We start from the raw sequence: 23468 nt of genomic DNA on the forward strand, positions 1-23468 counted from the left end.
CCTTCCCTGTGGGCGGCACGGGATCCAGGAGTGATCCATGTCCCTCGCCATCGTCCATAGCCGCGCCCAGGTCGGCGTGGAAGCGCCCGGCGTCACCGTCGAGGCGCACCTCGCCAACGGCCTGCCGTCACTGACCCTGGTCGGCCTGCCCGAAGGCGCGGTGAAGGAAAGCAAGGACCGCGTCCGCAGTGCCCTGCTCAATGCCGGCTTCGACTTTCCCAACCGACGCATCACGCTCAACCTCGCCCCGGCGGACCTGCCGAAGGACGGCGGGCGCTTCGATCTGGCCATCGCCCTGGGCATCCTCGCTGCCAGCGGCCAACTGGCCGATGCTGCCGGGCTCGAGGAGCTGGAATGCCTGGGCGAACTGGCGCTCTCCGGAACGCTGCGGCCGGTACCCGGTGTGTTGCCAGCCGCCCTGGCCGCTCGCGCCGCCGGGCGCGCGCTGGTGGTACCGAAGGAAAACGCCGAGGAAGCCAGCCTCGCCAGTGGCCTGACCGTCTACGCCGTCGGCCACCTGCTGGAGCTGGCCGCGCACTTCAGCGGCCAGGAGCGCCTGCGTCCCTACGAGGCGAATGGCTTGATGCGGGTGACGCCGCCCTACCCCGACCTGTCGGAAGTCCAGGGCCAGGCGGCCGCCAAGCGCGCCCTGCTGGTCGCCGCCGCCGGCGCGCACAACCTGTTGTTCAGCGGCCCTCCCGGAACTGGCAAGACACTGCTCGCCAGCCGCCTGCCCGGCCTGATGCCGCCGCTGGACGAAGACGAGGCGCTACAGGTCGCGGCCATCCACTCAGTCGCCGGGCGCGGGCCGCTGACCCACTGGCCGCAGCGCCCTTTCCGCCAGCCACACCACACTGCGTCCGCGCCGGCACTGGTCGGAGGTGGCAGCCGCCCGCAGCCAGGGGAAATCACCCTGGCACATGAGGGCGTGCTGTTCCTCGATGAACTGCCGGAGTTCGACAGGAAGGTATTGGAGGTGCTGCGCGAGCCCCTCGAAGGCGGCGAAATCGTCATCGCCCGCGCCAATGGCCGCGTCCGCTTCCCGGCGCGCTTCCAGCTGGTGGCGGCGATGAACCCCTGCCCCTGCGGCTATCTTGGCGACCCCAGTGGTCGTTGCCGTTGCTCGCCGGAGCAGGTCCAGCGCTACCGGGCCAAGCTCTCCGGGCCGCTGCTGGACCGCATCGACCTGCACCTGACCGTCAGCCGCGAGAGCACCAGCCTCGCCCCCAGCGGCCCGAGCACCAGCAGCGCTGAGCTGGCCGCGCAGGTCGCCGCCGCGCGCCAGCGTCAACTCGCCCGGCAAGGTTGCGCGAACGCCTACCTCACCCTGAAAAAGATGCACCAATATTGTGCATTAAGCTCGGAAGACCAGGCATGGCTGGAAAAGGCCGGCGAGCGCCTGAACCTGTCACTTCGCGCGCTGCACCGGATTCTCAAGGTGGCGCGCACCCTCGCCGACCTGCAGCAGGCGGACGGCATCGGCCGTCCGCATCTGGCCGAAGCGCTGCAGTACCGCGCGGGGCACTAGTTCGGCAGGTCCTCTGCGACGGCGAGGAGATTCAGCTCGACCGTGGCATTCTTCGGCAACTGGTAGACGCCAACCGAAGTGCGTGTGTGCACGCCTGCCGCACCCAGCACCTCATACAGCACCGCCGAAGCGCCGTCGGCCACCTCGCTCTGCTGCGTGAAGTGCTCCGCCGACTGCACGAAGACATTGAGCTGGAGCACCTTGCGCACACGGTCAAGATCGCCCAGCGCCTGACGCAGCAGCGCCAGCGCCCGCATCACGCAGAGCTCGGCAGCCCGCCGGGCGTCGGTCAGCGACACCTCGCTGCCCGCGCGGCCGGTGACGACGACCTCATCACCCACCCGTGGAATCTGCCCACTGAGGTGCACCTGGTTGCCTTCGATGAGGAAAGGCACGTAGTTGCCGCCAATCTTCATTTCACCGCTGAAGTCGTAGCCAAGTTCAGCGGCGACCCGTTCAAACGCTGCAGTGCGCGTCTCGCTCATGGGAACTCCCCTGAAGTAACCGTTGCTGATCAGCAGCGCCAGAACGGTCGCATCGCTTCCAGCTTCGCCTGCTCGCGGCTGATGCCGATGTCGCGCAGTTGCACGTCGGACAGTTCCAGCAGTTGCTTGCGGGTGCGCACGCGGCGCCAGAACTGTTGCCAGCGACTCTCCTGCGGGCCGCACGAGGCCATTCGGGCGCCGGGGATTTCCAGCAATTCCTGTTGGTAAAGGGTCAGCCGCACATCGCTCAGGCCGCTCATGTCGTCACTCCTCCAGTCGGTTGCTCCGGACGTGGAACTAGAGTGGCGAATCGAGGAAAATCATTACAGATTCAACAATGCGAGATTTTTTCCATACAGAAAGCGGCGAAAACCTTCTGAATGGCATATTTTTTCTCGATCTGTACTGTATCCAGCCAAAGCACCCCGGCACGGGAGATCTGTCATGAAACGCTATGCGCAGCTGGCCACCACCCTGGGCGAACGCATCGAGCAGGGCCTCTACCGCCCCGGCGACCGCCTGCCCTCGGTGCGCGCCCTGAGCGAGGAGCACGGCGTCAGCATCAGCACCGTGCAACAGGCCTACCGCGTGCTGGAGGACTCCGGACTGGTTGAGCCGCGCCCCAAATCCGGCTACTTCGTGCCCGAACGCCGCGAGCTGCCGCCGATGCCGGCGATGACCCGACCGGCGCAGCGGCCGGTGGACGTGTCGCAGTGGGACCAGGTGCTGGAGCAGGTACGTCGCGCGCCGGGCGGCGATTTCGTCCAGCTCGGGCGTGGCACGCCGGACATTGCCAGCCCGTCGCTCAAGCCACTACAGCGGGCGATGGTTCACGCGGCGCGGCGCACCGATCTACAGAGCCTCGGCTACGAAGGCATCCAGGGCTCGCTGCCGCTGCGCGAGCAGATCGCCCGGCTGATGCTGGACTCCGGCTGCCAGGTGCCGCCCAGCGAGATCGTCATCACCACCGGCTGCCAGGAAGCCTTGGCGATCACCCTGCGCGCCATCTGCGAGCCGGGGGACATCATCGCCATCGACTCGCCGAGCTTCCACGGCGCCATGCAGGCGCTCAAGGCGTATGGCCTCAAAGCACTGGAAATCCCCACCGACCCCACCAATGGCATCAGCCTGGAAGCACTGGAGCTGGCCATGGAACAGTGGCCGGTGAAGCTGATCCTGCTCACCCCCAACTGCAACAACCCGCTGGGCTACATCATGCCCGACGCGCGCAAGCGCGCGCTGCTGACCCTGGCGGCGCGCTACGACGTGCCGATCCTCGAAGACGATGTGTATGGCGAACTGGCCTACGCCTACCCGCGCCCGCGCAGCATCAAGTCCTTCGACACCGACGACCGCGTGCTGCTGGCCAGCTCCTTCTCCAAGACCGTGGCGCCCGGCCTGCGCACCGGCTGGGTGGTACCGGGGCGGTACCTGGACCGCATCCTTCACTTCAAGTACATCGCCAGCGGCACCTGCGCGCCGCAGCCGCAGATGGCCCTGGCCGAGTTCGTCGGCGGCGGCCACTACGAGCCGCATATCCGCCGCATGCGCGCACAGTACCAGCGCCACCGCGACCTGATGACCGAGTGGGTCGGCCAGTCCTTCCCTGCTGGCAGCCTCGTCAGCCGGCCGCGCGGCGGTTTCATGCTCTGGGTCGAGCTGCACCCGCAGTTCGACAGCGTGCGCCTGAACCAGGAATTGCGGCGGGACAATGTGCAAGTGGCAGCGGGCAACATCTTTTCCGCCTCGGGCAAGTATCCCAATTGCATCCGGCTGAACTACTCCAACCGCGACCTGCCGGTGATCGAGGCAGCCGTACGCAAGGTCGGCGCCTGTGCCACGCGGCTGACTGCCGAGTTGCACGAGCACGCCGAGGAGCCGCTGCCGGCCTGAGGCGAAACATTTATCCACAGCCCGGCGCTGCCGCGTGGCAGCGCCCTGCTGTACCTTGGTTTCCTTTTTGCCAGGCCTCCGCTTTGACCAGTCTCACCCTCGGCCCGCTGGCCCTTCCCCTGCCCCACGTGCTGCTCTACCTCGGATTCTTCGGCGCCCTGCTGGCCGGCTGGCTGGCCGGGCGCAAGCGCGGCGCCAATCCCGAAGGCGCGCTGTTCGCCATGTTGTTCGGCGGCCTGCTGGTGGCACGGCTGGCCTTCGTCGCACGCTACTTCGAGCAGTATGCGGTGACGCCGTTGAGCATCGTGGATATCCGCGATGGCGGCTTTCTCGCGCTGCCAGGCGTGATCGCCGCGGCATTGATCGGCGCGCTGCTGGCCTGGCGCAGGGCGGAACTGCGCCGCCCGCTGGCCGTCGCGGCCGTGGTCGGCGTATGCCTGTGGGGCGGCGGCAAGGCCGTGACCTCGGCGCTGGACCGCAGCCAGCAGCTGCCCGAACTCACGGTGATGGACCTGCGCGGCGCCGCCGTAGACCTGCGCGCGCTGGATGGCCGGCCCATGGTGGTGAACCTCTGGGCCACCTGGTGCCCGCCGTGCCGGCGCGAGATGCCGGTGCTGGAAGCGGCGCAGAAAGAGCGCAGCGATGTGCGCTTCCTGCTGGTCAACCAGGGCGAGAACGCCGAGGCCGTGCAGCGCTTCCTGCGCGACCAGGGCCTGAGCGAGGCGGCGGTGCTGCTCGACAGCGGCAACCGCCTGGGCCAGCTCACCGGTTCCTACGGCATGCCCACCACGCTGTTCTACGACGCCCAGGGGCGCCTGAAGCACAGCCAGATGGGCGAACTCTCCGCCGCCAGCCTGGAGTATGGGCTGGGCCAGCTCAAGAATTGACCCAATCACTCCCGCAGGGCCTATGACTCTCTGCGTTATATGCCGATTGACCTTGATCTAGGGGGCACTCCGGATTTGGACAAGTCACGGCCATGGAGTTACGTGTATCGGCGGACAGCCGCGAACGGTTGTACGCCCTACGTCCAGGTGGCGCCACTGCCCAGGGTCGAGTGTGGGGGCTGTCTTCCATCAGGCGCCCCCTCAGCTTTGCCTTGCCAGACCAGCACCGACAGCGACTGCCCAGCCGTCGCTCCACGCACCGCAGCAGCAGACTCAGGTCATGGTTAAGTGACTCGCGCAGCACCGGCATTACGCCGTGAATCAATCACTGCCACAGGTTGCGGTTTCCAGTGGTAGCAGCCGATCAACAGCGTATGCGGGACGCTTTCGCTGATCAGCCGCTCCGCGTCCTGCATGCCGACCAGGTGTTCGTGGCGGCGCTGGTCGCTGTCGAACTGACCGATGATCTGACGGGAACCTGCCGACTGAGCAGCCTGCCCAGATCACGGGCAACGAACCACGCCTGCCACTCGATCAGCAGGGCGCGCCGCCGGCGGCGGACATCAGGCCGTCGTCGGTCGGGAAGTTTGCCGTCCATTCTGTAGCTCCTTGTACGCTCAAGAAGCCGCCGCCGGAACATGCTTGAAAACACGACGAGTAGAGTTGAACCACCTATTTGACGGCTCAGAAGTTTCGTCCGAATAACTTCAATACACCTAAAAAGATGCGATGCGAATATCGCCTGCAACCCGGTACGCAGGCGTCCTGTCCGAACTGAAGACCAGCATGCAATCGAAATTGATGCGATTCGGTTAGGAAATTTCTATTCCCTGATAGCAGCCCCCAAAGACGGAGGTCACTCATTATGATTCCTAAAGAATCCACTCCATTAAAGACCTGCCGCACCACCAATCCCTGGCAAAGCGGCATTTTAAGACCCATCTGAAAGGGGCTCCAAAATGGCACTGTTGAATATATTCGGCTTTGGAAATAAAACGCCGGTCATCGGCTCGGCCAAGCTGAACTTCTCTCTGAACATAGCCACCCAGACAACTGAAGTTGCCATTGGCAGCACGCTGGACAAAACCACCGGCTCCGCGCAGGTAGCCGTGGCGGTGAAGGCACAGGACAGCCTGGGCAAGGTCGTTGATGTGGCGACCCATTCGATTTTCGCCGCAAGCAAGGACGGCGCGACAATCAAGAGCGACGTGGGCGTCAAGGTGCTCGATGGCCCGAACAAGTCCGTTGATGTCGTGAGCATTTCGACTCTCGATGCAAACAAGGACGGCGCAGCCATCAAGAACGACGTGGGCGTCAAGGTGAGCGACGGCCTGGACAAGGCCGTTGATGTCGTGAGCATTTCGACTCTCGATGCAGACAAGGACGGCGCGGCCATCAAGAACGAAGTGGGCGTCAAGGTGATCGACGGTCCGGACAAGTCCGTTGATGTCGTGAGCATTTCGACTCTCGATGCAGACAAGGACGGCGCGGCCATCAAGAACGACGTGGGCGTCAAGGTGATCGACGGCCTGGACAAGGCCGTTGATGTCGTGAGCATTTCGACTCTCGATGCAGACAAGGACGGCGCGGCCATCAAGAACGACGTGGGCGTCAAGGTGATCGACGGCCTGGACAAGGCCGTTGATGTAGTGACCAGCTCGAGTCTCGATGCGAACAAGGGCGGCGCAACCGGCGAGACCGACCTGGGTCTGGCCACCCAGAACGGCACCAGGAGCGGTGCCGCTCTGTTCGATGCTTTATTCAGCGCGGATAGTCTCTCCTTTGCCAGCAAGACCGGCGTGGAAGCACAGGGTCAGGGCGCACAGAGCAAGTTCAGCCTTGCCGGGCTATCGCTCTTCGCTGCCGACAATACCGGCACCGCAGCTCAGAATGACATCGGCATGCTCGTACACAACGCGCAGAAGGTCGCCACGCTGAAGGTGTCTGACCTGCTGCAGATTGGTCAACAGTTCGTCGAACTGGCTTCCGACCGCACCCTGAACGTTGAGAGCCAGGCTAGCGCCAGCGAGTATCAGCCGCTGCATTACACGGGCGCCCTGGACCTCATCATTCCGCTGCATCAGGAAACGGCCCTGGTCTGATGTCGCAATAGGGACCCGGCATGTCTCGCCGGATACCCCTGCGCTGCCCGATAAAACGCCCGGCTTCAACTGTCGGGCGTTTCTGTTTCCGTGATAGCCGCAACGCGGCCAGAACGGCGAGCCGAGAGCTTGTGAATTACTGGATATCTTCGGGGGTGACGATCACCCAATTCTTGTCCGCGGTAACCGGCTGGCCGAGCTTGGCCTGGGCTTCGGCGTTCTTCTTGATCATGCCGTTGAGCTGGTCCATGTACTTGGCCTTGCGGTTGATCCACAGGTGCACGCCGTTCTCGGCAGTGCCGTTGAACAGCATGTAGCCGTCGCTGCTGGGAGTGTCGCCGCCGACCAGGATGGGCTTTTTCCACTGGTCGATGTAGGTGAGGATCGCCGCCTGTTTGCCAGCCATCCAGGTTGCCGGAGTCCAGAGGTAGGGAGTGATTTCCAGGCCCTCGTTGGCCTTGGGATCGTACTTGCCTTCGGCGATCTGCTTGCGGGCGGTGGTCAGGGCACCGCTCTGGCGGTCCTTGAGCAGCGTGGTGACGCCAATGACGTTCTCGGGCTTCACGTTGTAGCCGTACTTGGGATCGCTGGCGACCATGCGCACCAGTTCCTCATGGGCGGCGGTCATCACATAGACCTCGATGCCGTTCTCCATCAGCTTGTTGTACAGCTCGGTCTGGCCGGTGAAGACCTTGGGCGGATTGATCTCGATGGTCTTGACCGTGTCGCCTTCGTAGTAGGTGCTGGGCACTGGCTTGCCGTAGGCCATCAGCTCGTCGACGTAGCCCTTGAGCTCCTTGAGGGTGAAGCCGGAGAACACCTGGGCGACCCACGGGTAGCAGACCAGGTCGTCGAGCTCGCAGAGGCGGTAGTAGTAACTGTTGAGGCTTTCCTTGTGGCCGTTGACGTCCTTGAAGGGGATGAGCTTGAGCGAGGGGTCGAGCTTCTCGCGGGTCAGCACGCCTTTCATCTCGAGGAAGGGCAGCAGCGATTCCTCGAGGTCGTAGCGATAGCTGGTGTTGTCCATGTCGAAGACGGCGAAGGCCCCCTTGTTGGCGTTGGCGGCAATCAGGGCGTCGAGCTGCTTGGCGGCCGGTGCGGGCCAATGCTTGAGTTCAGTCGCGGCGAAGGTGGTGCTGGCGAGCCCGGCCAGGATCAGGCCGGCGAGCAAGGTGCGCATGGGCTTCATAAGGTTCCTCGAAATGGCGTTCTGGTAGGTGACGGATGGCACAGCAGCCGTCCGCCCTGGACTAGTCCAGATTCAAACGCTAGCAAAGCTGTATGTCAGCCAGACGACTGATGCCGACCCCTACCAGCCTGTCCACGCCAATACATGCCTGTCAGCGGCGCAGAAGTCACCTCCCACGACACCTGCCTTGAAACACTTCGCAATGGCAAATTGTGCCGCCCCCTCGAATGGCGAATAACAATAGTGGAAATAAACCATCGGAAAATTCAATTATCTGTGCATTTCGATGAATTTATTCACAATGAATACGGACCATTCTCTCAGGGTGCGGCAAGCTTAGCTGCTTACCACTATCTCTTGCACTAGCTAACCTCACCAAGCCGACCTGATTATCAAATTAGCTCAGTGTCATTTATATAAAATGACTGGCATCCATCTAAGTCACCTTATCCTATATTTGGACGAAACAAATGAATAGAACACTCATCGCCATCATACTGACTTCCCTGGCCGCAACGGCCTACGCAGAAGACGCACCGAAGGAAAATCGCGGTTATACAAAGATCCGCCTTTACGGAAGCATCACCGGCGAGACATGCACAATCAGCGGAGCAAGATTTGACGGAAACACGGAGTTCGGCTTCCCTCTTCCGACAGTCAGCGCCAACGCGTTGACAGCAGCCGGAAGCACCGCCGGGGAAAATAGCACTACTTTCTATATGAGTGGATGCCCCGCGGGCACAGTCGTTCGCTGGGAAAAACACGGTAGTGCAGTCGATTCAGCGACTGGAGCCTTAATCAACGACGTAACCGACGGAAGTAACGTCCAAGTTCAGGTTCTGGATAGCCAAGGCTCTCCCATTAATTTGAACTCCGACGCCGGGCAGACGCTGACTGGCGGTCCTGATAGCGAAAACCTTTATTACTCTTTCCGCTACCTCGCTAAAACGGTTCCAGTTACCGGCGGGGCAGTCGATGTAACCGCCGCCATCACGGTATCTTACTGAATAGCCGCTATTGCTGAGTCCGAATAGCCCCTAGTGATATTGATTAACGGCGAGGCGGCTCCGCCACCTTACCGTTAATCGACGCGTGCTATTGGAATTTGACTGCATATAACCTCGCCTCTCTACTCGATCCATTCAACCTCCGGCAACTCCATAGCCTGCATCTCCGCCTGAAGGAAATCCCGCAACCGCCGCAACCGCGCCTGATACCGGCGCGCACGGGGCCAGACCAGGTAGTAACTTTCGCCGCTGGCCACCGCGCTGGGCCAGGGCAAGGCCAGGCGGCCCTGGTTGGCATCCTCGGCGACCATCACCAGGTCGCCGATGGAGACCCCGTAGCCACGGGTCGCCGCGACTATGCCCAGCTCCAGCGTGTCGAACACCTGCCCGCCCTTGAGCGAGACCTGTTCCCCCAGGCCCATGCGTTGCAGCCAGCGCCGCCAGTCACGGCGGTCGGGTGTGGGATGCAGCAGCTCGGCGCCTGCCAACCGCTCGGCATCCCAGGGACCATCCGCCAGCAGCTTCGGCGCACCAACGGGAATCAGCCATTCGGGAAACAGCAGGGTGGCTTCCCAGTCCGGCGGGAAGTGACCGGAGCTGAGCAGCACCGCGCAATCGAAGGGCTCATGGACGAAGTCCACGCGGTCCACATCCATCCAGGCGCTGGTCAGTTGCACCTCGATATCGCTGTGCTGCATGCGGAACTTGCTCAGCCGCGCCAGCAGCCAACGCATGGTCAGGGTCGAGGGCGCTTTCAGGCGCAGCACGCCCTCCTCGGCGCGCAGGCTGGCACAGGCGCGCTCCAGCGCATCGAAGCCATCGCGCAGGCCGGGCAGGAGCATCCGCGCCGTTTCGGTCAGCTCCAACTGGCGGCCCCGACGCTGGAACAGCCGGCAGGCGAAGTGTTCTTCCAGAGTCTTGATGTGCCGGCTCACCGCGCTCTGCGTGATCGCCAGCTCCTCGGCGGCGCGAGTGAAGGATGCATGCCGGGCAGCCGCCTCGAAGGCACGCAGGGCATAAAGAGGCGGCAGCTGGCGGTTCATGATGGGCTCCGGGGGACTCTATGCATGAGTATGACTCATGGATGGCATCGCATTTTTCCTTTTGTGCCCGCATCCATGGCGGCCGGAGAATGGGCAGCTCCCCATCCATGCGGCGACTGCCGCTAGCTGAGCCTGACTCATGAAACGCCCGTATCGCGACGAACTTGCCGCCATCCTTCGCCTCGCCGGTCCGCTGATCGCCGCGCAACTGGCCTACGTGGCCATGGTGTTCACTGACACCGTGATGATGGGCAAACTCGGCCGCGAGGCGCTGGCCGCCGGCGGGCTGGGCGCGTCGACCTATGCGCTGGTGTCGACCTTCTGCGTCGGCGTGGTGGCGGCCACCGGCAACCTGGTGGCGATCCGGCATGGTGCGAAGGACGCGCGCGGCGTGGTGGAAGCGACGCAAGCCGGCCTGTGGATCGGCGGCGCGCTGGCGCTGCTCGCGGGCCTGCTGCTGTGGAACCTCGGGCCGATCCTGACCACCTTCGGTCAGGCGCCGGAGACGGTCGCCGGCACCATGAGTTTTCTGCACAGCATCGTCTTCGCCCTGCCCGGCTACATGACCTTCATGGTGCTGCGCGGCTTCACCAGCGCCATCGAGCGGCCCGGCCCGGTCATGGCCATCAGCCTGATTGGCGCGCTGGCCAACTTCGCGCTCAACTATGCCTTCATCGAGGGGCTGTTCGGCCTGCCGCGCCTGGGGCTGGCGGGAATCGGCATGGTCACCGCGGTGGTAATGAATGCGCTGCCGGTGATCTTCGCGCTGTACCTGCGCTGGCACCGGGCGTATGCGCGGTATCCGCTGTTGGCCGGCCTGTCGAAGCCGGACTTCAAGGTGATCGGCGAATCCCTGCGCCTGGGCATTTCCATCGGCGGCACCTATGCGGTGGAGTCGGGCATGTTCACCGTGGCGACCCTGTGCATGGGCGTGATCGGCAGCACGGCGCTGGCGGCGCACCAGATCGCCATCCAGTCGGTGTACGTGGCCTTCATGGTGCCCATGGGGATTTCCTACGCGGTGACCTTCCGCATCGGCCAGCACTACGGCGCCGGCCGGCTGGTCGAGGCGCGCCGCGCCGGGAGGCTGGGCATCGGCTTCGGCGCCAGTTGCATGTTCGCCTTCGCCGCGCTGTTCTGGCTCGCGCCGGAGCTGGTGATAGGCCTGTTCATCGACCACAACGACCCGGCCAACCACGAAGTGGTGCAACTGGCCGTCAGCCTGTTGGCCATCGCCGCGTGGTTCGAGCTGTTCGACGGCACCCAGTGCATCGCCATGGGCGCGATCCGCGGCCTCAAGGATGCGCGCACCACCTTCCTCGTCGGGCTGGCCGGCTACTGGCTGGTGGGCGTGCCGATGGCGCTGCTGCTGACCTTCCCGCTGGGCTGGGGGCCGAGTGGCGTGTGGTGGGGATTGGCATCGGGCCTGGCTTGCGCGGCCATCGGACTGACATTGGCCTTCGAAGCGAAAACCTCGCGTCTGTTGCGTCCGCGCACCCCTGCTGGGGCGCTGGTCGCTAGCTGATCGAGTCCTGCAGGCGCAGCGCGCGGTTGGCGCCGAACACCAGGAAGCGCGCCAGCTCCGCGAGCGGCAGCGGGCGGCTGATCCAGTAGCCCTGCACCTGGTCGCAACCGAACTGGCGCAGCTCGTCCTGCTGGGCAATGGTTTCGACGCCCTCGGCGACCACTTCCAGGTTCAGGTTGTGCGCCAGGTTGATCATGGCCTTCACCAGCTGCAGGTTTTCCGGGCGCTCGTGCATGCTGCCGACGAAGCTCTTGTCGATCTTCAGCAGGGTGATGGGCAGGCTGCTCAGGTGCACGAAGGACGAAAAACCGGTGCCGAAATCGTCCAGCGAAAAGCGCACGCCCAGGCGCCCGAGGGCCTGCATGGTCTGCTGGACCTGGTCGCTGCGGCGCATCACGGCGGTTTCGGTGAGTTCGAATTCCAGCCACTGGGCGTCGACGCCGCGCTCGCGGATCAGACGTTCGAGGGTCGGCAGCAGCTGGCTGTCCTGGAACTGGCGGAACGACAGGTTCACCGCCATGTGCAACGGCGGCAGGCCGCGCCCGCGCAGCCACTGCATGTCGCGCAGGGCGCGGGAGATGACCCAGTAGCCCAGCGGCACGATCAGCCCGCTTTCCTCGGCCAGCGGCACGAAGTCGCCCGGCGTCAGCAGGCCGCGCTCGGGATGGCGCCAGCGCACCAGGGCTTCGAGGCCGACGATCTGCCCGCTGTGCAGGTCCAGGCGAGGCTGGTAGTGCAGCTCCAGCTCGTCGCGGCGCAGCGCCCGACGCAGTTCGCTTTCCAGGTCGGCGAGGCTGCGGGCGCCACGGTTGATGCGTTCGTCGAAGACGTGGAAGGTGCAGCCCTGGCGCGACTTGGCCTGCTGCATGGCGATGTGCGCGTGCCACAGCAGGGGGTCGGCGGCTTCGCCGGCGCGGGCCTGGGCCATGCCCAGGCTGCAGCCCAGCAGCAGGCTTTCGCCTTCGACCCAGTAAGGTTCGCCCAGGGACTCGACGATCAGTTCGGCGATCTTCTCCACCCGCGCCGGGTCGCGGCGGGTGTCCAGCAGCAGGGCGAACTCGTCGCTGCCCAGGCGGGCAATGTCGTCGCCGTTGTCCAGGTGTGCCTTCAGGCGCGCCACCACCTGCAGGATCAAGCGGTCGCCGGCCTGGTGGCCGAGGGCGTCGTTGACATGGCGGAAGTTGTCCAGGTCCAGATGGCCCAGCGCCAGGCCGCGCCCTTCGCTCTCGCTCAAGCGGGCGGCGAGCAGGGTCTGGAAGCCCTGGCGGTTGGCGATGCCGGTCAGCGGGTCCTGTTCGGCCAGACTCTGCAAGGTGTTCTGCAGCGAGGTGCGTTCACGCACGTAGCGCAGGGTGCGGCGCAGGACTTCGACGCTGAGGGATTCGGCCACCAGGTAGTCGGCGACGCCGACCGGCTCCTGCGCGGGCTCGCGCTCCAGCAGCAGGACCAGCGGCAGGTGGCATTGATGGGAGGACGGCAATTTGCCGGGCGTGGCGAGCACCAGGCCGACCTGATCTTCGTCGAACAGGCTGCTGGCGGCCTGCCAGGACGGGGCCGTGATCAGCGAATAGCCCTGTCCCAACGCGGCCAGATGCCCGCGCAGTAGCTGGGCCCACTGCGGCGCTTCCGCCAGCAGGAGCAGGCGCGCTGGTTCGACCGACGCTGCCAAGCGACCCCCATGTATCTCGAGAAAGGGGAGAAACTCCAGGCACCATCCCTGCGCCCGCTTCTCCCGGTTTTGAAGCGACGCCATCCGGACATCCCACGGATGTAGACGAGACTTCAGAGAAACTCTTAAGAGTTTTCTTCAAGTATTGCTGTCACAAGCCTAATACATGTACAGATTTATCCAAAACACATAAGCACGATCCTGTCACAGATCGCCGCTATTCCGAGCGGCACCCCGACGCCCGGCACGGCCTGCTAGAATACGCGCCCGCTCCACTACAGACCCCCGCCCTTCATGTCCCGACTCAATCCCCGGCAGCAAGAGGCCGTGAACTACGTCGGCGGCCCGCTCCTGGTGCTGGCCGGCGCCGGCTCCGGCAAGACCAGCGTGATCACCCGCAAGATCGCCTACCTGGTGCAGCAGTGCGGTATCCGCGCCCAGTACATCGTCGCCGTGACCTTCACCAACAAGGCCGCCCGCGAGATGAAGGAGCGCGTCAGCACCCTGCTGCGCCCAGGCGAGGGCAAGGGCCTGACCGTCTCCACCTTCCACAACCTGGGCCTGAACATCATCCGCAAGGAACACGCGGCCCTGGGCTACAAGCCCGGCTTCTCGATCTTCGACGAGAGCGATGTGAAGGCGCTGATGACCGACATCATGCAGAAGGAATATTCCGGCGACGACGGTCTGGACGAGATCAAGGGCCTGATCGGCGGCTGGAAGAACGACCTGATCCTTCCGGAGGAGGCGCTGGAAAAGGCGCGCAATCCCAAGGAACAGACCGCCGCGATGGTCTACCTGCATTACCAGCGCACGCTCAAGGCATACAACGCGGTGGATTTCGACGACCTCATCCTGCAGCCGGTAAAGCTGTTCCAGGAGCACCCGGAGATCCTCGACAAGTGGCGCAACCGCGTGCGCTACATGCTGGTGGACGAATACCAGGACACCAACGCCAGCCAGTACCTGCTGGTGAAGATGCTGGTGCAGCAACGCGCACACTTCACCGTGGTGGGCGACGACGACCAGTCGATCTACGCCTGGCGCGGCGCACGCCCGGAAAACCTGATGCAGCTCAAGGAGGACTTCCCCTCCCTGAAGGTGGTGATGCTGGAGCAGAACTACCGCTCCACCAGCCGCATCCTCAAATGCGCCAACATCCTCATCGCCAACAACCCCCACGTGTTCGAGAAGCAGCTGTGGAGCGAGATGGGTGAAGGCGATCCGATCCGGGTGATCCGTTGCCGGAACGAAGAGGCCGAGGCCGAGCGGGTGGCGATGGAAATCCTCACCATCCACCTGAAGACCCAGCGGCCCTACAGCGAATTCGCCATCCTCTACCGAGGCAACTATCAGGCGAAGCTGATCGAGCTGAAACTTCAGCACCACCAGATTCCCTATCACCTGTCAGGCGGCACCAGCTTCTTCGGACGCCAGGAAGTGAAGGACCTGATGTCCTACTTCCGCCTGCTGGTAAACCCGGACGATGACAACGCCTTCCTCCGCGTGATCAACGTGCCGCGCCGGGAAATCGGCTCCACCACGCTGGAGAAGCTCGGCAACTACGCCACCGAGCGTGGCTGTTCGATGTTCAACGCTTCCGGCGAGCTGGGCCTGTCCGAGCACCTGGACGCCCGCTACATCGAGCGCCTGCAGCGCTTCAAGCGCTTCATCGACAAGGTCCGCGAGCAGTGCGCCGGCAGCGACCCGATCGGCGCGCTGCGCAGCATGGTGATGGACATCGACTACGAGAACTGGCTGCGGCAGAACGCGTCCAGCGACAAGATCGCCGACTTCCGCATGGGCAACGTCTGGTTCCTCATCGATGCGCTGAAGAACACCCTGGAGCGCGACGAAGAAGGCGACATGACCATCGAGCAGGCCATCGCCAAGCTGGTCCTGCGCGACATGCTCGAGCGCCAGCAGGAAGAGGAGGAAGGCGCCGACGGCGTGCAGATGATGACCCTGCACGCTTCAAAGGGCCTGGAATTCCCCTACGTGTTCATTCTCGGTGTGGAGGAAGAAATCCTCCCGCACCGCTCCAGCATCGAGGCCGACACCATCGAGGAGGAGCGGCGCCTGGCCTATGTGGGCATCACCCGGGCGAAGAAGAACCTGGCCATGACCTTCGCCGCCAAGCGCAAGCAGTACGGCGAGATCATCGACTGCTCGCCCAGCCGCTTCCTCGACGAGCTGCCCCCCGAGGACCTGGTCTGGGAAGGCCTGGAAGACGCCCCGCAGGAAGTCAAGGTGGCCAAGGGCAACTCGGCGCTGGCGGATATTCGGGCGTTGCTCAAGCGCTGAGCCAGAGTTTTTATTGCGGCGGATAACCCGTTCCGGGTGATTCGTCCTACGCCCATGGTTGGCTGGCGCGTAGGAGCGGATTCCGTCCGCGATTGTCACCCGGCGGCCACCGGCCTGCCGGCCGGATCGCGGAGGAATCCGCTCCTAGGTCGATGCATGCCTTCCCGCCCATCGAAAAACTGTCCATTCGATCAGCAATTGCATTGGTCGGAACGTCGCGCAGATGGCCACCGGCGTTGTAGAATTACGCGCTTCATCAGCGACAGCCGCTTTCGGAAGCACCCCCCGTGAACACTCTCAAAGACAAAATTCGCAGCGAAGGCATCGTTCTTTCCGAACAGGTCCTCAAGGTAGACGCCTTCCTCAACCACCAGATCGACCCGGCGCTGATGAAGTTGATCGGCCACGAGTTCGCCGAACGCTTCAAGAACCAGGGCATCACCAAGATCGTCACCATCGAGGCCTCGGGCATTGCCCCGGCGGTCATGGCCGGCCTCGAGCTGGGCATCCCGGTGATCTTCGCCCGCAAGTTCCAGTCGCTGACGCTGAAGAACGACCTGCTGATCTCCAAGGTCTTCTCCTTCACCAAGCAGACCGAAAGCACCATCGCCATCTCCGCCAAGCACCTTACCGCCGCTGACCACGTGCTGGTGGTGGACGACTTCCTCGCCAACGGCCATGCGGCCAAGGCGCTGATCGACCTGATCCAGCAGGCAGGCGCCAGCGTCGCCGGCCTGGGCATCGTCATCGAGAAGTCCTTCCAGGAAGGCCGCGCCCTGCTGGAGAGCGAAGGCTACCGCGTGGAATCCCTGGCTCGCGTGAAATCACTGGCGGGCGGTCAGGTCGAGTTCCTCGAAGACTGATCCACCGCTCCACGAAAAAGGCGGGCGCCGACAGGGCCCGCCTTTTTTCATGCCTGTGTCGCTGGCTTTATGTAGGGCGCATAACCTGCCCGCTGTTACACGGCGGATAAGGCTGGCGCGTTTTGCGCCCTATAGGCTCCTCTCGGCGCTGGCCTTGAGGCCGGCCAGCACCAGCCGCTGGTAAAGCTCTTCACGCAGCCCGTCCGGCTCTGCCAATCCCATGCGTTCCAGGTGTGCGGGGAAAGCCGCCGGTGCCGGCGCATCCAGGGTCGCCCTGCCCAGTTCGAGAATCTCGCTCAGGCGCAGCTTGCTCTTCAGCCAGCCCAGCGCCCGCAGCAGGTCGCACTCCTCATCGGTAAAGTCGCAACCCAGAGGGAATTCCGGCAGCAGCTGACGCAGCCCGCGAGTCGCCTCGTGCAGGCGCTCCGGGGTGTTGTTGCGGTAACGCTGGTCCAGTTCGAAAGTCTTTGGCAGCTTGCCAGCCTGCCGGGCCTGGGTGATCAGTTCGTCCTGGAAGCGCGAGTCGGCGATGGCCAGCATCGCGGCGATCACCTCGGCGTCGTTCTTGCCGCGCAGGTCGGCGACACCGTATTCGGTCACCACCATGTCGCGCAGGTGCCGGGGGATGGTGGTGTGACCGTAGCTCCAGACGATGTTGGAGCTCAGCTCGCCCTCGGACTCGCGCCAGCTGCGCAACATCAGGATCGAGCGCCCGCCTTCCAGCTCGTGGGCCTGGGCAACGAAGTTGTACTGCCCGCCGACGCCGCTGAGCACCCGGCCATCTTCCAACTGGTCGGCCACGCCCGCGCCCAGCAGAGTGACGGTGAAGGCGCTGTTGATGAAGCGTGCGTCGCGGCGCTGTTCGCGCTTGAGCTCTTCGTCGCGGTAGAGGTTGTTGACGAAGCCGATGCCCGTCATGCCGATGCCGGCCAGTTCCTCGCGCGACATCTCGCGCAGGCGCCGGTAGAAGGCCTCTGGGCCGAGGAAAAAGCCACCATGCAGCCAGACGCCCGGCTCGGTGGGCGACGCGCCGGGCCGCGCCGCGACCCGCCGGCTCAAGACCCCCGCCTCGGCCAGCGCCAGCAGGCCAGGAACGAACATTTCGCTGCAGCCGTAGAGGCCCTGCTCGAAGGCCGCGAGCCCCCCATCGCGCTCGATCAGCTGGGCGTGGCGATCCGTGGAATCAAGGCTGTCGAGCAGCGCGCGGTAGCCGTCGTTGTCGCGCTGGCGGGTGAGCAGAGCAGAGGTCAGGGCGTCGCCCATGGAGCCGATGCCGACCTGCAGGGTCCCGCCGTCACGTACCAGGGCGCTGGCATGCAGACCGATGCAATGGTCCTGAAGACCCACCGGCAGGTTTGGCGTGGAGAACAGCGTGCTGTTGTCGCCCGGCGCGTCCACGAGCAGGTCGAAGACGTCCTCGTCCACCTCGGCATCGCCAGGCATGTAGGGCAAGCGGTCGTGGACGACGCCAATGGTAACGATGGTTTCCCCCGCTGCGCGGCGGCGCTGCAGCATCGGCAGCAGGTCGAGGGTGATGTCCGGGTTGCAGGCCAGGCTGAGCTTGCCCGGCCGGGCCGGATCACGGGCCACCAGCTGGGCGACGGCATTGACGCCCTTGGCATTGATGTCGCGCGCCACGTGGCTGTAGTTGCAGCTGATGTAGTTCTGCTGCGCCGGGTCGCTGTCGAGCAGGCTGCCGGGTTGCAGGTAGAACTCCTCGACGCGGATGTTCTCCGGCAGGCTGCCGCTGCGCAGGTCGTGCAGGTAGTCCAGCTCGGGATAGTCGCCGTAGATGCGCTCGACGAAAGGCTCGAGGAAGCGTCGCTGCAGCTCGCCGCCGGCCTGCGGACGCCCCAGCGACAGTGCGGTGTAGAGGGTCAGCTGCCGACGCGGGTTCTCGCGGATGTGCCGGTACAAGGCATTGGCCAGCTGGTTGGGCTTGCCCAGCCCGAGCGGCAGGCCGAGGCGGATGTGCCCATCCAGGCGTTCAAGCAGGTGTTCGACGGCGGTTTCGATCGAGCAGGATTGCACCGGGCTTCCCTCCTGGGTCAGTTCGACGACAGGAGTTTGGACCGGCTTTACGCAAAAGTTGCTCCCGCGACTCACCCGGTGACAAATCGCAGGCATGAAAAAGCCGCCCTTGGGCGGCTTTTTGCGCACAGCTCGGCTGTTACAGGCCGGACATGTGGTGAATCGCAGCTTTCAGCTCGTCATCGGAGCAATCAGCGCAGGTGCCCTTGGGCGGCATGGCGTTGATACCCGAGATGGCCTTGGCCAGCAGGCCGTCGATACCGCCCTGCTCTTTCGCACGCTTGCCCCAGTCAGCCTTGTCGCCGACTTTCGGCGCGCCCAGCAGGCCGCTGCCGTGGCAGTTGGTGCAGACCTTGCCGACAATCTCTTCGCCCGAACGCGGGGCACCGCCACCGCCAGCGGAAGCAACGGCGCCAACGCCTTCGCATTCCTTGCCCTGGACGCAGACTTTGCCGACAGGTTCGAGACGCTTGGCAATGGCGTCATCATTGGTCGCGGCCTGAACGCTCACTGCCCACAGGGCCAGTACGGCAGCTTGGGCTGCCAGGATTTTTCTAATCAGGTTCACCCTTTCACCCTCATCGTGGCTTATCACGCCCGGTCGCGGTGCAGTCACAGTCTCGGGCCGCGCGAGCGGGCGCAAGTATAACGGCAAAGCCGGGAAGCTCGAAACAATTGCGCCACCTGGCCGGCGTTTGCGGCATTAGGTCGCAGCTGATCTGGCCGGTCCTACCGGCTGTTCAAAAATTTGCCGGTGTGGTCGCGCTGATCAGCCGCGCCGGGGCTTCGAACGGATTGCGGAAGCGGTGCGGCTTGGTGCTGTCGAAATAATAGCTGTCGCCACACTCGAGGACGTAGGTCTCGTCGCCAACGGTCAGCTCCAGGCGACCCTCGACCAGCACGCCGGTTTCTTCCCCTTCGTGGGCGTACATGTCGTCACCGGTATCGGAGCCCGGCGGGTAGGTCTCGTCGAGCAGGGTGATGGCACGGCTGGGGTAATCCTTGCCGATCAGCTTCATGATGATCGAGCCGCTGGACAGGTCGCTGAGTTCGTCTGCCTTGTAGACCACCGGAGTGTTGCTGCTCTGTTCCAGGTCCAGGGAGAAGAACTCCACGAGGGACATCGGAATACCACCCAGCACTTTCTTCAGCGAGCTGATGGAGGGGCTGACGCTGTTTTTCTCGATCATCGAGATTGTGCTGTTGGTCACACCCGCCCGCTTGGCGAGTTCGCGCTGGGACAAACCTTTGACTTTACGGATGGCTTGCAGACGAGCACCGACGTCCAAGGGTGGGGTCCTCCTTATTCTTGTGATCAGGCAGGCTCTGAAAGGCAGAACCCGCAACGGCTTGAGCCGAGCGGGTTCCAAGTGCCACGTATCATGGCAACACCGTTCAGTATTTACAACAGATCGCCCGTCGATCCTGCGCAAACTTTACGGGCGGTATCCGTCATTCGCCGCTATAGACCCGCGGGACGCGCTTGAGGTTGCAGAACAGCTGGTAGGGGATGCTGCCGCAGCGGGCGGCGAGGTCGCTGGCCGGCACGTTCGGGCCCCAGAGCTCGACGCGGCTGCCCAGGCCGGCAGCCGGCAGGTCGGTCAGGTCCACCGTGAGCATGTCCATGGAAACGCGCCCGATGATGCGGCTGGGCTTGCCGTCGACGAACACCGGCGTGCCATCCGGCGCGTGGCGCGGATAGCCGTCGGCGTAACCCATGGCGACCACGCCGACGCGCACCGGGCGGTCGGCGATGAAGCGCGCGCCATAGCCCACCGGCTCGCCGGCCGGCAGTTCGCGGAGGCTGATGACCTGGGACTCCAGGGTCATCACCGGACGCAGCTGATCGGCCAGCGGGTGCGCCTGTTCGAAGGGGGTGGCGCCGTAGAGCATGATGCCGGGGCGCACCCAGTCGCTGGGCACGTCGGACCAGCCGAGGATGCCGGGGGAGTTGCGCAGGCTGATCTCATGCCCCTGGCCCTCGGCTTCGCGCACGGCCTGGAAGGCAGCGACCTGCTCTTCGGTGCGCGGACAATCCAGCTCGTCGGCGCGGGAGAAGTGGCTCATCAGCACGACCTTGGCTACGTGCGGCAGCGCCTTCAGACGCGCCAGCGCGGCAGCGTAGTCCTGCGGGAAGAAGCCAACGCGGTGCATGCCCGAGTCCATCTTCAGCCAGACGGTCAGCGGCTTGCTCGGGCGCGCTTGCTCGATGGCCTCCAGCTGCCAGGCCGAATGCACCACACACCAGAAGTCATGGGCGTCGATCAGCTCCAGCTCGCTGGCTTCGAAGAAACCTTCGAGCAGCAGGATCGGTGCGCGGATACCGGCTTCGCGCAGTTCCAGCGCTTCCTCGATGCAGGCCACGGCGAAACCGTCGGCCTCACCTTCCAGTGCACGAGCGCAGACCACCGCACCATGGCCGTAGGCATCAGCCTTGACCACCGCCAGCGCTCGGGCGCCGGTGACTTCACGGGCCAGGCGATAGTTGTGGCGCAGGGCGGCGAGGTCGATCAGGGCACGGGCGGGACGCATGGCGAGGCTCTCTTATGGTGATGGAACAGAAACGACAGACGAAAAAAACCCGGCGCTCCGGCCGGGCCACGCAAAACGATCAGGGCAGTGCGGCGACGATGGAGACCTCGACGAGGATCTCCGGGTAGCACAGCGCCGCCTGGACGGTGGCGCGGGCCGGGGCGCAGCCCTGCGGGACCCACTGGTCCCAGACGCCGTTCATGCCGGCGAAGTCGGCGGCGACGTCCTTGAGGTAGATGGTTGCCGAGAGGATCCGCGACTTGTCGGTGCCAGCCTCGTCGAGCAGACGCTCGACGCTGGCAAGGACTTCACGGGTCTGTTGCTCGACATTGGCGGTGAGGTCGTCCGCCACCTGGCCGGCGAGGTGCGCCGTGCCGTTGTGGATGACGACCTGGCTCATGCGCTGATTAGTGTGCAGGCGCTGGATGGCCATTCTGTGCCTCCGAAGTGGAACCGTAGCGGGAGATGTCCAGGCCTTCGGTGCTGATCTGCGGGCGTTTCTTGGCCATCAGGTCGGCCAGGTAGCGGCCCGAGCCGCAAGCCATGGTCCAGCCCAGGGTACCGTGGCCGGTGTTGAGGAACAGGTTGCGATAGCGAGTGGCGCCGACGATCGGGGTGCCGTCCGGGGTGGCCGGGCGCAGGCCGGTCCAGAACTCCGCCTGGCTGACGTCGCCGCCTTCCGGGTAGAGGTCGGTGGTGATCATTTCCAGGGTGGCGCGGCGACGCGGGTTCAGCGACAGGTCGAAGCCGGCGATTTCCGCCATGCCGCCGACGCGGATGCGCTGGTCGAAGCGGGTGATCGCGACCTTGTAGGTCTCGTCGAGGATGGTCGAGGTCGGCGCCATGTCCGGGTTGGTGATCGGCACGGTCAGCGAGTAGCCCTTGAGCGGGTAGACCGGGGCGTCGATGCCCAGCGGCTTGAGCATCTGCGGCGAGTAGCTGCCCAGCGCCAGTACGTAGCGGTCGGCGGTGACCAGCTGGCCATCGACCCAGACACCGTTGATGCGGTCGCCGGCGAAGTCCAGGCGCTGGATGTCCTGGCCGAAGCGGAATTCCACGCCCAGAGCCTTGGCCATTTCGGCCAGCTTGGTGGTGAACATCTGGCAGTCGCCGGTCTGGTCGTTCGGCAGGCGCAGGGCGCCGACCAGCTTGTCGGCGACCTTGGCCAGGGCCGGCTCGACACGGGCGATGCCGGCGCGGTCCAGCACTTCATAGGGAACGCCGGTGCTTTCCAGGACGGCGATGTCCTTGGCGGCGGAGTCCAGCTGGGCCTGGGTGCGGAACAGCTGCGTGGTGCCCAGGGAGCGGCCTTCGTAGGTGATGCCGGTCTCGGCGCGCAATTCGTCGAGGCAGTCACGGCTGTACTCGGACAGGCGCACCATGCGCTCTTTGTTCACCGCATAGCTCTTGGCGTTGCAGTTGCGCAGCATCTGCCACATCCAGCTGTACTGGCTGGGATCGCCGGTCAGCTTGATGGCCAGGGGCGCGTGGGTCTGCATCAGCCATTTCATGGCCTTGAGCGGGATGCCCGGGGCGGCCCAGGGCGAGGCGTAGCCAGGGGAGACCTGCCCGGCGTTGGCGAAGCTGGTTTCCAGGGCCGGGCCGGGCTGGCGGTCGACGACGACCACTTCGAAGCCGGCACGGGCGAGATAGTAAGCACTGGCGGTACCGATCACACCGCTGCCAAGCACCAGAACGCGCATCTTTGCCTCCTACGTCGCGCCAGGGCGCGGACGTTTCTTATTCTGAACGTAGATGCGCGCAGTATAGGAAGTCAGGCTCAGCGATATTCACTGATTGCGATCTGTGTTTTGACGAAAATTCCTGGCGAAAGTCGCTTTCACGGAGGGACATCCACCAGAATCAGCGCATTTTCACCCGAGACCGGATGGTCGAGGATCTGGCGAAAATTTCACCAGAACCAGAGGAAATAGCGAACAGAACGGGATTACCCAGAACTTCTCGCGCCGGAGCATTTCCCGACGGGAATTACCTGCTTCCGCCGCAGCACCCCGGACTCGCCGCCGGCAGCGGCGGCGAGCAGGGAAATCCCCTTGGCGTGCTTACTTGCGCACCCACTGGCCGTTGACCTGTACGTACTGCCCCGATGGCGTGCGCTCGATGGCCTTCTTGCCGGCCAGGGCTTCCACGTCCTTGAGGGTGGCGCCACTCTGGCTGGCGACCTTCTGGTATTCGGCGCGGCGCGCGGCATTGATCTGCGCGGCAACTTCGGCGGCGTCACCGCCGTTCTTCACGACGCCCAGGTAGCCGTCGGCCTGCTCGCCCACCAGGCCCTGGGACTTGGCGCCACCCAGGGCGGACATGGCCTGCTCCAGGCTCATCGCCATGACCGGCAGGCTCAGGCTGAGGGCGAGCAATGCGACGCCCAGTTTGCGGTGCAATCTCATGA

20 protein-coding genes are annotated in these 23468 nt (G+C 64.4%); 8 read left to right on the forward strand and 12 right to left on the reverse strand.

The window, feature by feature from the left end:
• Positions 1–37 precede the first annotated feature (37 nt).
• The gene (locus MJ122_RS21440) at positions 38–1528 is read left to right on the forward strand and encodes a YifB family Mg chelatase-like AAA ATPase (RefSeq protein WP_239745965.1); all 1491 of its coding nucleotides are present in this window, start codon (positions 38–40) and stop codon (positions 1526–1528) included.
• Here MJ122_RS21440 and MJ122_RS21445 read toward each other — a convergent pair.
• Positions 1525–2013, reverse strand: coding sequence for a RidA family protein (locus tag MJ122_RS21445; RefSeq protein WP_239745966.1), 489 nt, complete (start codon positions 2011–2013; stop codon positions 1525–1527). The genes MJ122_RS21440 and MJ122_RS21445 overlap by 4 nt on opposite strands.
• A 29-nt stretch (positions 2014–2042) precedes the next feature.
• A complete protein-coding gene (locus MJ122_RS21450; RefSeq protein ID WP_239745967.1) occupies positions 2043–2273 on the reverse strand; it encodes a DUF1127 domain-containing protein in 231 nt (76 codons plus the stop codon).
• Between the two features lie 184 nt (positions 2274–2457).
• Here MJ122_RS21450 and MJ122_RS21455 point away from each other — a divergent pair, with 184 nt between their 5' ends.
• The 3 genes from MJ122_RS21455 to MJ122_RS21465 all read left to right on the forward strand — a co-directional run bounded on the left by MJ122_RS21455 (position 2458) and on the right by MJ122_RS21465 (position 6895).
• Positions 2458–3906, forward strand: coding sequence for a PLP-dependent aminotransferase family protein (locus MJ122_RS21455; protein WP_239745968.1), 1449 nt, complete (start codon positions 2458–2460; stop codon positions 3904–3906).
• Positions 3907–3989: 83 nt separating this feature from the next.
• Positions 3990–4793 (forward strand): TlpA disulfide reductase family protein, encoded by an 804-nt coding sequence (locus tag MJ122_RS21460; protein ID WP_239745969.1) that lies wholly within the window; start codon positions 3990–3992, stop codon positions 4791–4793.
• A gap of 959 nt (positions 4794–5752) precedes the next feature.
• On the forward strand, positions 5753–6895 hold the full coding sequence (locus tag MJ122_RS21465) for a hypothetical protein (RefSeq protein WP_239745970.1): 1143 nt from the start codon (positions 5753–5755) through the stop codon (positions 6893–6895).
• A gap of 136 nt (positions 6896–7031) precedes the next feature.
• Here MJ122_RS21465 and MJ122_RS21470 read toward each other — a convergent pair whose 3' ends face one another.
• The gene (locus MJ122_RS21470; RefSeq protein ID WP_239745971.1) at positions 7032–8084 is read right to left on the reverse strand and encodes a haloacid dehalogenase-like hydrolase; all 1053 of its coding nucleotides are present in this window, start codon (positions 8082–8084) and stop codon (positions 7032–7034) included.
• A gap of 470 nt (positions 8085–8554) precedes the next feature.
• Between MJ122_RS21470 and MJ122_RS21475 the strand changes: the two genes are divergently transcribed.
• A complete protein-coding gene (locus MJ122_RS21475; RefSeq protein WP_239745972.1) occupies positions 8555–9091 on the forward strand; it encodes a fimbrial protein in 537 nt (178 codons plus the stop codon).
• Positions 9092–9213: 122 nt separating this feature from the next.
• Here the strand turns inward: MJ122_RS21475 and MJ122_RS21480 are convergent, their stop codons facing one another.
• Positions 9214–10134: a LysR substrate-binding domain-containing protein gene (locus tag MJ122_RS21480; protein WP_239745973.1), complete on the reverse strand. Its 921-nt coding sequence runs from the start codon at positions 10132–10134 to the stop codon at positions 9214–9216.
• A 139-nt stretch (positions 10135–10273) separates the two neighbouring features.
• On the opposite strand from MJ122_RS21480, the gene MJ122_RS21485 reads away from it, so the two are divergent.
• Positions 10274–11659: a NorM family multidrug efflux MATE transporter gene (locus MJ122_RS21485; RefSeq protein ID WP_239745974.1), complete on the forward strand. Its 1386-nt coding sequence runs from the start codon at positions 10274–10276 to the stop codon at positions 11657–11659.
• On the opposite strand, the gene MJ122_RS21490 is transcribed toward MJ122_RS21485, so the two are convergent.
• Positions 11652–13328: a bifunctional diguanylate cyclase/phosphodiesterase gene (locus MJ122_RS21490; RefSeq protein WP_239745975.1), complete on the reverse strand. Its 1677-nt coding sequence runs from the start codon at positions 13326–13328 to the stop codon at positions 11652–11654. The genes MJ122_RS21485 and MJ122_RS21490 overlap by 8 nt on opposite strands.
• Before the next feature lie 294 nt (positions 13329–13622).
• On the opposite strand from MJ122_RS21490, the gene rep reads away from it, so the two are divergent.
• Both rep and MJ122_RS21500 read left to right on the forward strand, forming a co-directional pair.
• Positions 13623–15632 carry a DNA helicase Rep gene (gene rep, locus MJ122_RS21495; protein ID WP_026079235.1) on the forward strand — a complete coding sequence of 670 codons (2010 nt, stop codon included), beginning with the start codon at positions 13623–13625 and terminating at the stop codon, positions 15630–15632.
• Between the two features lie 287 nt (positions 15633–15919).
• Entirely contained in the window at positions 15920–16495 is a 576-nt protein-coding gene (locus MJ122_RS21500; RefSeq protein WP_017520735.1) for a xanthine phosphoribosyltransferase, read from the forward strand.
• Positions 16496–16624: 129 nt separating this feature from the next.
• On the opposite strand, the gene MJ122_RS21505 is transcribed toward MJ122_RS21500, so the two are convergent.
• The 7 genes from MJ122_RS21505 to MJ122_RS21535 all read right to left on the reverse strand — a co-directional run bounded on the left by MJ122_RS21505 (position 16625) and on the right by MJ122_RS21535 (position 23466).
• Complete coding sequence (locus MJ122_RS21505) at positions 16625–18466, reverse strand: acetyl-CoA hydrolase/transferase C-terminal domain-containing protein (RefSeq protein ID WP_239746037.1); 1842 nt, start codon at positions 18464–18466, stop codon at positions 16625–16627.
• Positions 18467–18665: 199 nt separating this feature from the next.
• The gene (locus MJ122_RS21510; RefSeq protein WP_017520733.1) at positions 18666–19094 is read right to left on the reverse strand and encodes a cytochrome c5 family protein; all 429 of its coding nucleotides are present in this window, start codon (positions 19092–19094) and stop codon (positions 18666–18668) included.
• Between the two features lie 172 nt (positions 19095–19266).
• The gene (locus MJ122_RS21515) at positions 19267–19815 is read right to left on the reverse strand and encodes a cupin domain-containing protein (RefSeq protein ID WP_017520732.1); all 549 of its coding nucleotides are present in this window, start codon (positions 19813–19815) and stop codon (positions 19267–19269) included.
• A 163-nt stretch (positions 19816–19978) separates the two neighbouring features.
• Positions 19979–21058 carry an alanine racemase gene (gene alr / locus MJ122_RS21520; RefSeq protein WP_239745976.1) on the reverse strand — a complete coding sequence of 360 codons (1080 nt, stop codon included), beginning with the start codon at positions 21056–21058 and terminating at the stop codon, positions 19979–19981.
• A gap of 79 nt (positions 21059–21137) precedes the next feature.
• A complete protein-coding gene (locus MJ122_RS21525; RefSeq protein WP_239745977.1) occupies positions 21138–21491 on the reverse strand; it encodes a RidA family protein in 354 nt (117 codons plus the stop codon).
• The gene (gene dadA, locus MJ122_RS21530) at positions 21466–22761 is read right to left on the reverse strand and encodes a D-amino acid dehydrogenase (RefSeq protein WP_239745978.1); all 1296 of its coding nucleotides are present in this window, start codon (positions 22759–22761) and stop codon (positions 21466–21468) included. The genes MJ122_RS21525 and dadA overlap by 26 nt, the downstream gene beginning before the upstream one ends.
• A 360-nt stretch (positions 22762–23121) precedes the next feature.
• Positions 23122–23466, reverse strand: coding sequence for a DUF1318 domain-containing protein (locus MJ122_RS21535; RefSeq protein WP_239745979.1), 345 nt, complete (start codon positions 23464–23466; stop codon positions 23122–23124).
• Positions 23467–23468: the final 2 nt, after the last annotated feature.

Source organism: Pseudomonas sp. DP-17 (genome assembly GCF_022380625.1).
GTDB lineage: Bacteria > Pseudomonadota > Gammaproteobacteria > Pseudomonadales > Pseudomonadaceae > Pseudomonas > Pseudomonas nitroreducens_A.

Excerpts from the sequence above, each read along its gene's own strand:
- MJ122_RS21440 (WP_239745965.1), top strand. The coding sequence starts at position 38 with ATGTCCCTCGCCATCGTCCATAGCCGCGCCCAGGTCGGCGTGGAAGCG.
- MJ122_RS21445 (WP_239745966.1), bottom strand. The coding sequence starts at position 2,013 with ATGAGCGAGACGCGCACTGCAGCGTTTGAACGGGTCGCCGCTGAACTT.
- MJ122_RS21450 (WP_239745967.1), bottom strand. The coding sequence starts at position 2,273 with ATGAGCGGCCTGAGCGATGTGCGGCTGACCCTTTACCAACAGGAATTG.
- MJ122_RS21455 (WP_239745968.1), top strand. The coding sequence starts at position 2,458 with ATGAAACGCTATGCGCAGCTGGCCACCACCCTGGGCGAACGCATCGAG.
- MJ122_RS21465 (WP_239745970.1), top strand. The coding sequence starts at position 5,753 with ATGGCACTGTTGAATATATTCGGCTTTGGAAATAAAACGCCGGTCATC.
- MJ122_RS21470 (WP_239745971.1), bottom strand. The coding sequence starts at position 8,084 with ATGAAGCCCATGCGCACCTTGCTCGCCGGCCTGATCCTGGCCGGGCTC.
- MJ122_RS21475 (WP_239745972.1), top strand. The coding sequence starts at position 8,555 with ATGAATAGAACACTCATCGCCATCATACTGACTTCCCTGGCCGCAACG.
- MJ122_RS21480 (WP_239745973.1), bottom strand. The coding sequence starts at position 10,134 with ATGAACCGCCAGCTGCCGCCTCTTTATGCCCTGCGTGCCTTCGAGGCG.
- MJ122_RS21485 (WP_239745974.1), top strand. The coding sequence starts at position 10,274 with ATGAAACGCCCGTATCGCGACGAACTTGCCGCCATCCTTCGCCTCGCC.
- rep (WP_026079235.1), top strand. The coding sequence starts at position 13,623 with ATGTCCCGACTCAATCCCCGGCAGCAAGAGGCCGTGAACTACGTCGGC.
- alr (WP_239745976.1), bottom strand. The coding sequence starts at position 21,058 with ATGCGTCCCGCCCGTGCCCTGATCGACCTCGCCGCCCTGCGCCACAAC.
- MJ122_RS21525 (WP_239745977.1), bottom strand. The coding sequence starts at position 21,491 with ATGGCCATCCAGCGCCTGCACACTAATCAGCGCATGAGCCAGGTCGTC.
- dadA (WP_239745978.1), bottom strand. The coding sequence starts at position 22,761 with ATGCGCGTTCTGGTGCTTGGCAGCGGTGTGATCGGTACCGCCAGTGCT.
- MJ122_RS21535 (WP_239745979.1), bottom strand. The coding sequence starts at position 23,466 with ATGAGATTGCACCGCAAACTGGGCGTCGCATTGCTCGCCCTCAGCCTG.